The following is a 12,656-nucleotide window of genomic DNA, read 5'->3' as shown; positions in this document are numbered from 1 at the left end:
AAGGCTAGGCTCATGATGGTATTGTGATTCCTCACCAGCTGCTCGAACAGCCATAGGATCTGGGGGCAGTCCCTGGAATGGAAGCCCGGAGCGGGATAATGTGATCCCACCAATCTTGCCGAAACGAATCTCGAAGAGGCCAATCTTTCTGGGCAGGTTTAACGGGCGCAGAATTGTTTGGGGCGGATCTGAGAAATGCGAAAGTGACTCCCGAGCAGTTAGCCAAAGCCTTTTCATTTAATAGAACAACACTCCCTGATGGTTCTAAATTCCCCTCCAAAACGTGGCCTATTCCAGGAAGAAATGAAAAATGTGCTTGGTTGTGGTATGGGAGATGTTATGGCCAGTATCCTAGATGAGCAAAATGACAAAGTAAGTTCCAATGCTTATGCATCTTCTCGACTCCGCTCCCACGATCCCGCAAAGCAAGCACAGCAGAGCCAGAAGATCGGCTTGATTGTACAAGAATTGAAGGAGGAGTGAGTGGAGAACACCCATCTGAGCAGCCAGAGCAGGGAGGCAAAGGGGCTCTTTGTAGCCTCCCCGTGTCACCTCTCTCTCTTTCACTGCCTCTTCTTCAGAGACTCCTCCTGTATTGCCATATTCTCACTCGGATCGACTCCAGATATCACCTCTCTGCGAATGTGGTGAAAGCCCAGAAAGACGGAAAAGAGTGGTGCCCGATTCCGGGATTGAATGAAAGCGCTGTTTGGTCCAGTGAAATAAGAGGCAGAGGAAGTGTCGAGAGGGATGCTTGTTTCCAGGTGAGTGCCCACCTGATCTGGGGGATGAGCAAGCGCCTGCTGGACCATCTCCAGATCCAGTAGGCTGTAGTCACGGGATCTCCCAATCACTCCAAGGTTGGCAGTGAGGACATCGATGAGAGGAGCGGCGTCGCCATACAATCCATCTAAACGAAGTAACATCAAAGCAGTGGGAAGTCCAAGTTTTGTCGCATAGCTCTTGATCACCTCGATTGCCCGCACCAAATCGCCTCGGCAATCCCCATTACCAGGCCCTCCAAACGTGCCGAGAAACTGATGCGTGTGTGTCTGAAGCACCACCGTGCGCGTTCGGCACCACTTCTCCCCGCTTACGTCCCCAGGTCGGCCCGGCACGCAGACATTCTACCATCTGCTACATCACTGTGTAGTCCAGTCAGCCTTCCACCTTTTCTGACTGGACTTAAATGGGTCAACCTCAACCAGTTCACATGAAGCCACGCTGAGTACTCCCAGAAGCGCACCCACTTGGAGACAGGTGCGCAGTGTACCACCCACGCGCGTGCCCGTAGAGCACACTTATCTCCAGCTCCATTGATATCCACAACAGCGTATGAGGAAGAGGCAGAAATGGGTGGGTGTCAGGTGTTGTGGGACAAATAATCCGATGGCCTGCTGAGCCAGCCCCCGCTAAAGAAGCAAGCGCATAACGATTTCATCGTCGTCCACTTCCCCTGTTTCCTCAAAGCCAAGTTTTTGGTAGAACTTTCGTGGATTCCCTTTCCCTGGTGCATAACTGAGCAAGAGTTCCCTGGCACCTGGCAGGGTTCTGACATGAGCAATCACCAGTTCAAGAGCACGTTTCCCATACCCTTTTCCCTGATACTCAGCTCCAATCATGAACCGCCAGAGATAGTAGCATGGCACTTCGGGTTTGACAGAGAGCATCGCAAAGCCGACGGGTGTTTCATCAGCGTAAATGGCACGATACCATGCTTCAGGAGAAAAAAGAGCTTCAGCAAGTGATTGAGCGTTCGTTGCAACAAATGCTTCTTGCCTGGGCGTCACCTCCAACTCGAGGATGCTCTCAACAGTTTCTCGTGTGATTTCGCGCAAGGATACGACCGCATTAGAGCTCACCTTTGTTTTTTTTTTGGACATACACATCTCCTCAATGTACTTCCTTGCCTGTTCAGTCGTTGTGGTCATCAAGGGCTAGAGGAGACCGAGGTCAAACAAGCAACCCATCACTCCTCTCACCCAATTTCTCTCTCCTCTCCAGCTTTTTCCTCGTCCTCTCTCAATACTCTATTCGGCGGCGATAAACAAGTTGGCAATACCTGAGCCATCTCTTCCCATATACACACTGATTCGGCGTGGAGCACAATCTCGTCTGAGAGCACCTGCAACCATCCTTCCAGATCGCCGTTCATCCACAACTGGAAAAAGCTTCAAGGAAATGCGCAAGGTAGTGTTGCAAGAAGTAAACCGATCTGCTACAGTGGAGAGAAAAGAGGGCCTGTCATGACTGAGCAACATCCGTTCAAATGGTGCCACTTCCAGGCCGATATCATTCTCCTGTGCGTCAGGTGGTATCTGCGCTATGCTTTAAGCTATCGCGATCTCGAAGAAATAATGCTGGAGCGAGGTATGCAGGTCGACCACACTACCATTTATCGCTGGGTCCAGTGCTACGCCTCAGAGCTTGACCGACGATGCCGCGCTCATCTAAAGATGACCACAGACTCCTGGCGTGTCGACGAGACGTATATCAAAATCAGAAGACAATGGATGTATTTGTATCGAGCGGTCGATTCTCAGGGAATGACGCTCGATTTTTGGTTGAGTCCAACCAGAGATGGAGAAGCAGCCAAGTGTTTCTTTCTCAAAACCCTCGCCGCCTCTCATACTGCTGAGCCACGCGTGATCAATGTCGACAAGAACGCGGCATATCCCAAAGCTATTGCGGACCTCAAAGCCGCTGGAATCCTACCTACACAGATAGAACTGAGGCAGGTCAAGTATCGGGGTAATCTGATTGAACAGGATCATCGATTCATGAAACGATTGACAAAGCCTGGGATGGGGTTTTTCTCTTTTGCGACGGCCAGGAGAACTTTACAGGGGTTTGAGGTGATGAGCATGATCCGCAAAGGACAAGTGCAAGGAGTGAACAAAGGAGATGTGGGAGGGCAGGTCGCGTTGGTCGCCGTACTCTTTGGAGTCGTCGCCTAAACTGAACCAGGAGGAAAACTTCCTCCTCATTTTAGTTTTTCCATCATTCTTGCAACACAAACAGCTTTTCTGTGTTCTCAGTTCTGACAGAACCCTTTCGCAGGATGATCATGGCGAGCAACGCGGCGGCGAACGCGAAACGCGAACCAGGTCAGGAAGCCGGCCATTGCCAGCGCCAGCACGATGAGAGCTACGCGGTCGGTCAGAGTGTGAGTGAGATCGGGGCTGAGCAAGCCAGTGAGTGTGTGGCAGGCAAGCGCTCCGCAGACCAGGGCTAGCAGGTGAAGGTCGCTCCAGTCGTGAGCTTGTGACCAGTGATTCACCTGCCAGGCTATTCCTGCGAGAAGAGCGGCTGCACTCAGCATCGGGACCAGCACAAACGGCCAACGCGAGAACATCGGTTGGATATGCCAGAGAAACGGCATGGCGTGCCAGATGAATCCGCCGATGCCGATGATGAGCAGGACCATCCAGGGATGCGGAGCGCTATTCTCTCGCACTGGCTGGCGCGCCTTCCTAGGAAGCAAAGCCAGTGCCACCACCACGAGCGCAAGTGTAACCAGCGCGGTCAGGCTGAGCAGGAGGGGTGACGCCTCATACCCTGGTGCGAAGAAGGCACGGGCGACGAGGCAGAGCAGCGCAACCCCGAGGACGTAGCAGATACCGGTGACAACAAGGCCGAATCGCCCCATATAAGGCATGGTGCGCCGGGCTGGGAACAATAGATCTGTGAGCAGGATCGGGATGGCGACGCTCCAGACCGCGTGGATAACGATCACCGTTTCGGCAAAGACCCCGTTGATTCCCAGGAAGCGCGCTCCCCAATCGGCTGCATGATAGAGGGTAGGATGAAACAGGCTCTGTGTGCCGAAACCTTCCTCGACAAAGCCATAGGCCGCGCCCAGTAGCAGAATGCTTGCCCATCCGCGCCCGCTGCGGCACACCAGTTCTCGAATGAGGAGTGCGCCTGCGCCGTAGAGCGGCAGGTAAATCGGCAGCAAGACGGCAAGGACGATGGGCTGGCCAAGGGGAGTTGAACCCGAAAGCAGTTCCGTCACCAGCGGCGCCATCAAGACGAGTATAAGTGCGGGCAAGAGCCGACGCATAAGACAATCTCCTTCAATTTTGTGAGCGTAGAGCAGGAATGGCTCGATTGCCATCCCGATTACGCAGTGTTTCAGCCATCTGCTGAAAGTCTAACGCAACTATGAGGAGACAACACCACCCCGGCGGGTGGTTTTGCGGGTGGTTGTAATGAGGGATGTATCAGCAGGAGCAGAGCAGGAAGCTAGAAGTCGATAAGATGTAGACGGCGGCCTACCTCGCTGGCTTGCAAGCGATTGGTCACGCCCAGTTTGCGGTAGAGATTCTTTACATGATCCTTGACTGTATTGATCGAGACGACGAGGTCTTGTGCGATCTCCAGGTTGCTTCTCCCGGCGGCGAGCAACCGCAATACGCGTTGCTCCTGTGTGGAAAGCGACTGCACTAGTAGGCTACTGGAAGAGGTAGTATCGGAAGGAGGGTGGTCGGCAGGCGTGGCAAACGCGCGCAGGATGCTCTGTACATAGGAACGCAGCGCCGGTTCGTGAAGTGTTGGGATGAGTTGACGCAGTAGGCGTGCCAGCGGATTCCCTTCTGAGAGGAAGATGCGGACCAGGCCTTCACTGCGTGCCAGCGAGAGTGCCTGCCGTAGGCACTCTCTGGCCTCGCGCTCGTGCTGGCAGGCAGCATGAGTCAGCGCAAGCAGGATACGTGTCTCCACTGCAAGACGCCACGCCCGAGCATCGGGGAGCAGACTTTCGAGTTGCTGCAATGCCTCTTGTGGCCTGCTCTGAACCAGCAGGATGCGTGTCTGAACAACCCGTGCAGCCGTAAGATCTTGAAGAGCAGGCCTTTCAAGGATATGCTGCGCGGCCTGAATATCGCCGGTTTCCAGAGCGAGGTGAGCCGAAAAAACCAGTGCATCGAGGTGTCTGCTGGATGCCTCAGGGGCTGTCGCAGTCTGAAGGCGGGCCAGCAGGACCGCGATCTGCTGTTGGGCTGAGGTGATCTGCCCCCGAGCGTGGGCGATTTGCGCGAGTTGCAAGGCGGCGTCGTTGCGCAGATCGGACAGATCCTCCGGCGCGAGCGCCAGTGCCTCACCGACCTGCTGCTCGGAGTGCGCCAGATCGTTCCATTCAAAAGCGATATTTGCCAGGCCCAGCAGCGCCCGCGCGAGGACCTCGCGATCCGACTGCCTGCGAGCTGCGGAAAGCACCTGCTGATAGTATTCATGCGCCTGCTGCAGTTCGCCCAGGACGTAGTTGCACGCGCCAATCAACAAGAGTAGGCCGCGCGTGAGACGTTGATAGCGAGAGATCAGACTGCGTGCATGCGCCTGCAGGAAGGATGAACGCGCCTCCTCAAAGCGGTCATCGTACATGAAACCAACTCCGACGATGAACTGGCAGATGCTGCACCATACCTGGATATGGCGTTCCTGTTCGTTATCTGGTAGCATGGCAAGTGCCTGCTGCGCGTACTCCGTCGCGCGGGGAAACTGTACCGATCTCCAGGCGCTCATTGCATGAAAGACTGCAATCAGGCCGAGGGAGGCCAGATCCTCCTGGCGGTGCCAACCCTCCTCGGCCATGTGCAATAGTCTCTCTACGCGCTCACTGACAGTTGTGGAGACGGAATCCTCTTGAAGCATCTGAAACGAAAGCGCGGCTAGCCAGCAGAGCATCGGATGGACGCGCAGGACTGCCTCTGGCATTGATTCCAGCCAGCGGCGCACCGTATACTGTTCGCTGATCTCTCCATCCATGTCCACACGCTCGATCAGCAGGGCGGCATGCTCAAAATCATATGCCCGCAGCGCTGCCTCTATTGCCTCCTCTATCAGTCCGTGCTGCTCGTACCAGCGGCTCGCTCGCAGCGACAACGCCCGCAACTCCGTTTCTCCCAGGTGCTGGACCGCCTCGCGGCGCAGCACCTCCGCAAAGAGGGCGTGAAAGCGATACCAGCCTCCCGCTCCATCTAGCGCTTCCAGAAACAGTCCAGCCTGCGCTATAGCTTCTAATCGCGTCGCGCTGCCCTCTGCGAGAGTAACGGCGTCGCAGAGCGGGCCGCTCAGGCGACCGAGCGCGCTCGTTTGCAGCAAAAAATGTTGCAGTTCCGGCGGCTGCGCATTTAGTATCTCGGTTACGAGGTAGTCCCGCAAAGGCCGATAGGGAGAGAAAGATTCAGCCCGCTTGTCCAGAGAGATGAGTGCGCATTCGACCTCGCGCTGTGACCTCTGTCCAGCTAGCGAGAGCGACAACAGGCGCAGGCCGGCTGCCCACCCTTGCACAGACGCGTCAAGTTGCTTGAGCGCTGCGTCCGAGAGCGGGGCGGAGAACGCCTGTTGTGTAAAGGCTGCTGTCTCCTCTGGTGTGAACCGGAGATCGGCTGCATGCAGTTCAGCAATGTCCCCCCTAGCGCGCCAGCGCAGCAGCGGAAGCGGCGGCTCATTACGTGAGAGCAGCAGGACATGGAGCGTGTTGGGCAAGTGGTCGAGAAAGAAGGTCAGCGTTTCGTGAATAGCTGGCTCCTCGATAGCATGATAATCGTCGAGGACGAGAAGCGTATCCTGCTGCTGTTGTGTAAGTTCATTGAGCAGAAGAGTCAGGGGCGTTTGTGGCGGCTGTGCGACGAAGGGCGGCTGTGTGGCTTCGTAGAGGAGCGCCAGCGTTCCCCGGCCCAGATCCGGCTGGAACGTCTGGTAGGCCGCGATGATCGAATGCCAGAAGCGGAACAGGTCGTTATCGCTGCTATCAAGCGAAACCCAGATCAGAAGTTTCGCCTGACGATCATGCAGCCACTGGCCGATAACAGTTGTCTTGCCAAAGCCGGCAGGAGCCACGAGCAGCGTAACTTTGCTTTCCAGGGCTGCATCTAGTCGAGCCAGCAGGCGTGGGCGCGCGACGAGCGAGGAAAGCAGGCGCGGGGGCCGCAACTTTGGCAGCAGCAGTGAGGAGGAAGTGAACGCTTCCGGCATGTCCATCCTTTCAGGCTACGTGTTTCATATCTGTACACCCAACACACCCATTATAGATGAATTACCTGGTCGCTGCCAGATTCTAGAAGTTGCTCTAGTTTCGCGCGCGTCGTGGCAAAGACGGGGTCAACGCATCCAAACCTGAAAACTGTCAGCTTCGGTTTGGATGCGTTGACCCCGAGATCTCGTCGTTATTTCCACTCCTCTCTGCCGATACCCTAGATATGAAGCGGTTTGCTCAAGTCAATGTGTTGAAGTCGCTCACATTGGGGCTCTGTCTCGCTTTTGGTGATGCTGAGATGTTCTCAGCCCAGTCCTTGCCTAACATCGGAGCTATTTTTCTCATTCATCCCTTCCTGTTGTGGTCTCCGCGCTTCTCATCGGGTTTTCAAGCCATTCGTCATCACCAAAAGCAAGACAGGACCACATTGGCGGGCAAGTGCACATACGGGTAGTGTTGCAAAAAAATTTAAGCCCATCAGAACAATGATGGTAATTGTGGTAAAAATGTGTTTTATCAGAGAAAAAGAGTACTCTTTCTACCGGTTTTGTCCGTATAAGATTTTGAAGTATCACTCATTCTGATGAGCTTAATTTTTTTTGCAACACTACCATATAGACTTCATCCACCTGCTGAGCATCACTACATCTATGAATAAAGAGGATCGACGAACGGCTATTCGTCGATCCTCTCACGAAAATGCTGGTCTGCAAGTGTTTAGGGCCGGGGATGCAGACCCAACATAGTTTTATGGATCGTTGGTACAGTTACAGAACGGGAAGGGTCTGTCCGTCGGTCATTGCCTGCGGTCCTGCATGCAAAAGACCACGTCCACCATCAAAGGGAGTGCCAGCAATTTTCGGATCACCCAGGACACGGCGGGCTGTTGTCACTTCATCGAACCACATCCCTAGATGTTCCAATTGAATGCCAGAAGCATCCCCACTTTGATCCTTTGACACTTCAGGATTTCGCGCATCAGCGGCGAATGCAACAAAAGCAATCAGATGCAGGGTTGCCTCGTAACTTCCATCATCGCGCGTAATCAAATCTCCGATGTATTCCCCATGCCCAAAGGGCTTCGACGAGCTTTCAGTCAGAAAGATGGTAAATTTGACATGGGGCGGCATATTTTCCACATTGACTGTTACCACATCAAAATCATTGGCTTTCGGATTCTGGAACACAGTCACCAATCCCTTTGCATTGGGAAATTTTGACTTGATGCTGGCCGCAGGAACCAGGGGAAACTGAATAATCAATGTGGGATCGACTGAAGCAAGTACTTTGACAGTTGGAGCAACCTGGCCCCCGTTGCCAAACTGCGGAGTACGCAAAGACGAGGGCGTTGTGGGAAAAGAGGCTGCAGGCGTTGTGAGCGGGGTTGCGTTTGTTTGTGGCTGCAATGGCTCCTGGCAGGCACTGATGAGCAGGCCAAGCAGCACCAACAAAAAAAGCCGCAAAGATTGCTCGATGTATCTGGAACTAGTTATATCGTGAAGCATTATGTATTTCTCCTAATATATCTTTGCGCTTAAAACACCGGGGCCGTTTGCCCATCAGTCATCGCCTGTGGTCCGGCATGCAGCGGCGGATTACCACCATCAAAAATGGTACCGGTGAGGGTATCATCCTGCAAGACTTTTACGGCGTCATCTAGCGAAGAGAACCACATCCCCAGATGCTCCAGATTGATACCTGATGTAGTTCCTTCTGTATCATCTTGTGAAGAACCAGGGTTGCGAGCATCAAGGGCAAAGGCCACCAGAGAAATGATGCGAAAGACACTCTCACCGCTGCCATCACCCCGCGTCGTCAAATCTGCCACGTATTGGACATGTCCGAAGGGCTTGTTCGCAAGCTCGATAAAAAAGATGGTAAACGTCACATGGGGCGGCATATTCTCCACATCAATCGTCACTGTATCAGAGGTGCTATCGTTGCGGCTCCCACGAATAATCGTCACTAGCCCTTTCGCGTTGGGAAATTTCTGTTTGATCCCACTGGGAACCAACGGAAATTGGACGATCGTGGTGGGTGGAAGCGAATCCAGGACGCTCACAGAGGCCGCCATTTGCCCACTCTGTACTAATTGCCGTATATGCTCTGCTTCCGGATTACGGATTCTGGGTCTCGCGTGATATGCGGTATTACTATGATGCGTCTCTAACGACGCTGCACGCGCTCCCACCTGATTCGCGGACGCACTCAAGCTGCTGGTCACTATGAGCATGAGCAGGAGTATGAGAGCGAACGGCGTCACGCGGAAGAAAGAGCGCAGAGTCCTCATGAGGAACCTCCTTTTTATTCTGTCCTCTAGAGTCAGGCGTTTAAAAGACGGGAGCAGTCTGCCCATCAGTCATCGCCTGTGGTCCGGCATGCAGCGGCGGATTACCACCATCAAAAGGTGTTCCTTTGAGCGTCTGGTCATTCAAAACCTTCTGGGCGTCCTGCAAGGAAGAGAACCACATGCCCAGATGCTCCAATTGAACGCCAGAAGCATCCCCGCTTTGATCTTTTGATACTTCAGGGTTGCGTGCATCAGTAGCAAAGGCCACCAGGGTAATACACTGAAATGTCACATCACCGGACCCATCTTCACGCGTCTGCAAATCAGCAACATATTGCACATGTCCGAAAGGTTTATTCGCCAGTTCGATAAAGAAAATGGTAAAGGTCGTATCGGGCGGCATATTTTCTACATCGACCGTTACCGTATCAAACAGGCTCACTTCCGGGTTGCCCTGGATGATCGTGACAACGCCCTTCGCATTGGGAAATTTCGCCTTCACGCCACTGGGAAAGAGGGGAAATTGAAGAATGACGCTGGGCGATTGTGATTGTAGAACCTGAACGGTTGAAGCCAGCTCTTGCGCTTTGATCTTATCACGCAAGAGACGAGGTTGAAATGTCGCCGCTCGACTTTGATGACTGCTCCCCGCGTGGAGGTTTGCAGCGGCCGGATATACTATAAGCACAAACATCAGGACAACAGGAATAACGACTAACACGGCTCCCAGAGGACGACGGAGAAAGGAAAATGGCTTCATGCATACCTCCTTGAATGCTCTATGGCATTTCAGGTACTCCATTGTGCGACACGGATAAGTTCATCAGCTACAGATGATCGTCACCTACACTCCTTGCTCGTTCTCAATTGAGGTATGGATCACCATCTCAAGATATACTTTTCCTAGTGAAAGTACATGCGTAATATTACCTATTTGTTTAATGGCTCTTGCTTACGTATTTTTACCCACAGATATATCAATAATCAAAGATATATTGCACTATCGCCATTACTTGTAGTAATCAAACAAGTCAAACAAGCTGGTATTGTCAACTTGGCACACCCCACAGGGCTTTTCAGTTCTCCGCTCAAAGGGGGGGCAGGGGTCTCCCTGCCGGGGTCTGGGGTGTCCCCAGTTTCCTTCCCTCCTTCGCGCGCCGCCGCAGGCGGCGCGCAAAAGAGAAGAAAAAAGGTTTTTGCGGGGACACCCCGCACCCTGGCAAAGGGCTGCCGCCCTCTGCACTCCTGCTAGATGGGAGAATTGGAAAGCCCTGGCACACCCCAGGGTTGTGTTGCAAGAACAAAGCTGATCTGCTACAGTGAGGAAAAAAAAGGATAAGAGGGCTCGTTATGACGAAGCAACACCCGTTCAAATGGCGTCATTTTCAAGCTGACATCATTCGGATGTCGCGTACGCTGGTACTTGCGCTACGCTTTAAGCTACCGCAAGCCTTCAAGAAATGATGCTGGAGCGAGGCCTACGGGTGGATCATACCACGATCTATCGGTGGGTTCAGCACTATGCGCCAGAGCTTGAACGCCGTTGCCGTCCTCATTTGAAGTCCACAACGGATTCCTGGCGCGTCGACGAGACCTATATCAAGGTCAAAAAGCAGTGGATGTATCTCTATCGTGCAATTGATTCGCGAGGCAACACGCTCGATTTCTTTTTCAGCCCGACGAGAGACGCACAAGCCATCAAGCGTTTTTTGCTCAAAACCCTCGCTGCTTCTCATACGAGCGAACCACGAGTGATTAACGTCGACAAAAACGCTGCTTACCCCAAAGCATTCAATGCACTCAAAGCAGCCGGAGTCTTACCTCAACACAGCGAACTGCGACAAGTGAAGTATCTCAACAATCTGGTGGAACAAGACCATCGCTTCATCAAACGACTGACAAAACCCGGGATGGGCTTCTTCTCGTTCGAGACAGCCTGGCGCACATTACAGGGGTTTGAGGTGATGAACATGATGAGGAAAGGCCAGTTGCAAGGTGTGGGAAAAGGAGATGTGGGAGGTCAGATCACACTGGTCGCTACGCTGTTCGGAGTAGCAGTGTAAAAACGATGGCGAGGAACCATCATGCCCAGTTTTTTCCTGTGCTATTTCTTGCAACACTACCATTTTTAGATACCGCGTATTGTTGTATTTTTCTACATGGTATACCGAATAGCCATTCAGTCTTGCAAGAGTTTGTGTCGCCATCTTGAGATCTTTTCCTGAGGGGACAAGCACTCATCCCTTCGGGTCTATTGCCCCACACAACAATATTAGGTATGCTACTACAGATAGATACGATTATTTATCTTGTATGCATTTGGCAGGAGACTATGAGCGTAAGTGATTCATCCAACCATCTCCCTGATTTTTGCATCACTCCACGTGATACTCTCATGAACAACTTACCTACTCCGCTCACACATATTGTTGGGCGCGAACACGAGATCAGCTCTATCAAACAGCACCTCTCTACAACTCGCTTGCTCACCCTGACTGGCGCAGGAGGGATCGGGAAAACAAGCCTGGCGATTCATGTCGCAAATGAAATCGCGCAAACTGATGAATCGCTCTTTGATGGGGGAATATGGTTCGTAGAGCTTGCTCATCTCTCTGATGCGGCCCTACTCCCGCAGTCTATCGCCCAGGCTCTCAATCTCTGTAAGGAACAAGGGGAATCGCTTATCACAACATTATATACCTTTCTGCGCTCCCAAAAAACACTGCTCATACTCGACACCTGCGAACATCTTGTGGAAGCCAGTGCCAAGCTGATTGAAGTGCTTTTACAAATGTGCCCTATCCTTCATATCCTTGTCACAAGTCGGGAGGCACTTGGTCTGCGAGGAGAAGTGGTTTATTGCCTTCCTTCACTGTCCGTTCCTCCTCTCTCCACTGCTCTCTCTCTTGATGATCTCTCTTCGTATGAAGCCACAGCTTTCTTCCTCGAACGAGTACGAGCGATCCATCCTCATTTTCGTGTTAGTACCAGAAATGCACCTGTACTGGCCAAGATTTGCCGTCAACTTGAAGGTCTTCCACTCGCCATTGAGTTTGCCGCTGCATGGATAAGAGCGATGCCCGTAGAACAGATTGCAGAACAGATGAAAGGCGACCTCGACGAGCGTTTTAGTCTATTGAGCAATAGAAACCGAACAGCACCTCCTCGTCAGCGGACGCTACGGACGACATTTGACTGGAGCTATAATTTACTGTCTGGACATGAGCAAACGCTGTTACAACGTCTGGCAGGGGAAGGTGAACACACCAAGTGAGACGAACCTGGAAAACATGAGAGCCATCTATGACACCAATGTGTTTGGCGTCATGTCAGTGACCAAAGCGATGCTGCCATTGCTGCGTCACGGTGCCCTTAGTCCTATTTTTG

At 52.8% G+C, this 12,656-nt stretch carries 10 protein-coding genes and 1 pseudogene; 4 read left to right on the top strand and 7 right to left on the bottom strand.

Annotated elements, in window-relative coordinates; all coding sequences use genetic code 11:
- Window positions 1–339 precede the first annotated feature (339 nt).
- Window positions 340–483, top strand: coding sequence for a hypothetical protein (locus tag K3T83_RS50450; protein WP_220210694.1), 144 nt, complete (start codon window positions 340–342; stop codon window positions 481–483).
- Window positions 484–563: 80 nt separating this feature from the next.
- On the opposite strand, the gene K3T83_RS56845 is transcribed toward K3T83_RS50450, so the two are convergent.
- Both K3T83_RS56845 and K3T83_RS50440 read right to left on the bottom strand, forming a co-directional pair.
- The gene (locus tag K3T83_RS56845) at window positions 564–1,118 is read right to left on the bottom strand and encodes a hypothetical protein (protein ID WP_236065268.1); all 555 of its coding nucleotides are present in this window, start codon (window positions 1,116–1,118) and stop codon (window positions 564–566) included.
- Between the two features lie 294 nt (window positions 1,119–1,412).
- On the bottom strand, window positions 1,413–1,883 hold the full coding sequence (locus tag K3T83_RS50440) for a GNAT family N-acetyltransferase (protein ID WP_220210693.1): 471 nt from the start codon (window positions 1,881–1,883) through the stop codon (window positions 1,413–1,415).
- Window positions 1,884–2,246: 363 nt separating this feature from the next.
- Here K3T83_RS50440 and K3T83_RS50435 point away from each other — a divergent pair, with 363 nt between their 5' ends.
- Complete coding sequence (locus K3T83_RS50435; RefSeq protein ID WP_220210692.1) at window positions 2,247–2,957, top strand: IS6 family transposase; 711 nt, start codon at window positions 2,247–2,249, stop codon at window positions 2,955–2,957.
- Window positions 2,958–3,034: 77 nt separating this feature from the next.
- Here K3T83_RS50435 and K3T83_RS50430 read toward each other — a convergent pair whose 3' ends face one another.
- The 5 genes from K3T83_RS50430 to K3T83_RS50410 form a co-directional block, all read right to left on the bottom strand.
- The gene (locus K3T83_RS50430; protein ID WP_220210691.1) at window positions 3,035–4,063 is read right to left on the bottom strand and encodes an AF_0692 family protein; all 1,029 of its coding nucleotides are present in this window, start codon (window positions 4,061–4,063) and stop codon (window positions 3,035–3,037) included.
- A gap of 182 nt (window positions 4,064–4,245) precedes the next feature.
- Window positions 4,246–6,978, bottom strand: coding sequence for a winged helix-turn-helix domain-containing protein (locus K3T83_RS50425; RefSeq protein ID WP_220210690.1), 2,733 nt, complete (start codon window positions 6,976–6,978; stop codon window positions 4,246–4,248).
- A 768-nt stretch (window positions 6,979–7,746) separates the two neighbouring features.
- Window positions 7,747–8,484 carry a hypothetical protein gene (locus tag K3T83_RS50420; protein WP_220210689.1) on the bottom strand — a complete coding sequence of 246 codons (738 nt, stop codon included), beginning with the start codon at window positions 8,482–8,484 and terminating at the stop codon, window positions 7,747–7,749.
- A gap of 29 nt (window positions 8,485–8,513) precedes the next feature.
- Window positions 8,514–9,269, bottom strand: coding sequence for a hypothetical protein (locus K3T83_RS50415; protein ID WP_220210688.1), 756 nt, complete (start codon window positions 9,267–9,269; stop codon window positions 8,514–8,516).
- Window positions 9,270–9,309: 40 nt separating this feature from the next.
- A complete protein-coding gene (locus K3T83_RS50410; RefSeq protein ID WP_220210687.1) occupies window positions 9,310–10,029 on the bottom strand; it encodes a hypothetical protein in 720 nt (239 codons plus the stop codon).
- A gap of 590 nt (window positions 10,030–10,619) precedes the next feature.
- Here K3T83_RS50410 and K3T83_RS50405 point away from each other — a divergent pair.
- Window positions 10,620–11,332: pseudogene (locus tag K3T83_RS50405) on the top strand (IS6 family transposase).
- 269 nt (window positions 11,333–11,601) lie between these two features.
- Window positions 11,602–12,543 carry an ATP-binding protein gene (locus tag K3T83_RS50400; RefSeq protein ID WP_220210686.1) on the top strand — a complete coding sequence of 314 codons (942 nt, stop codon included), beginning with the start codon at window positions 11,602–11,604 and terminating at the stop codon, window positions 12,541–12,543.
- Window positions 12,544–12,656: the final 113 nt, after the last annotated feature.

Source organism: Reticulibacter mediterranei, assembly GCF_016587455.1.
Note: the sequence above shows the minus strand (reverse complement) of the source record. Positions and strands in the feature narration are given on the sequence as shown.

Excerpts from the sequence above, each read along its gene's own strand:
- K3T83_RS50410 (WP_220210687.1), bottom strand. The coding sequence starts at position 10,029 with ATGAAGCCATTTTCCTTTCTCCGTCGTCCTCTGGGAGCCGTGTTAGTC.
- K3T83_RS50435 (WP_220210692.1), top strand. The coding sequence starts at position 2,247 with ATGACTGAGCAACATCCGTTCAAATGGTGCCACTTCCAGGCCGATATC.
- K3T83_RS50420 (WP_220210689.1), bottom strand. The coding sequence starts at position 8,484 with ATGCTTCACGATATAACTAGTTCCAGATACATCGAGCAATCTTTGCGG.
- K3T83_RS50430 (WP_220210691.1), bottom strand. The coding sequence starts at position 4,063 with ATGCGTCGGCTCTTGCCCGCACTTATACTCGTCTTGATGGCGCCGCTG.
- K3T83_RS50400 (WP_220210686.1), top strand. The coding sequence starts at position 11,602 with ATGAGCGTAAGTGATTCATCCAACCATCTCCCTGATTTTTGCATCACT.
- K3T83_RS50425 (WP_220210690.1), bottom strand. The coding sequence starts at position 6,978 with ATGCCGGAAGCGTTCACTTCCTCCTCACTGCTGCTGCCAAAGTTGCGG.
- K3T83_RS50415 (WP_220210688.1), bottom strand. The coding sequence starts at position 9,269 with ATGAGGACTCTGCGCTCTTTCTTCCGCGTGACGCCGTTCGCTCTCATA.
- K3T83_RS50450 (WP_220210694.1), top strand. The coding sequence starts at position 340 with ATGGCCAGTATCCTAGATGAGCAAAATGACAAAGTAAGTTCCAATGCT.
- K3T83_RS50440 (WP_220210693.1), bottom strand. The coding sequence starts at position 1,883 with ATGTCCAAAAAAAAAACAAAGGTGAGCTCTAATGCGGTCGTATCCTTG.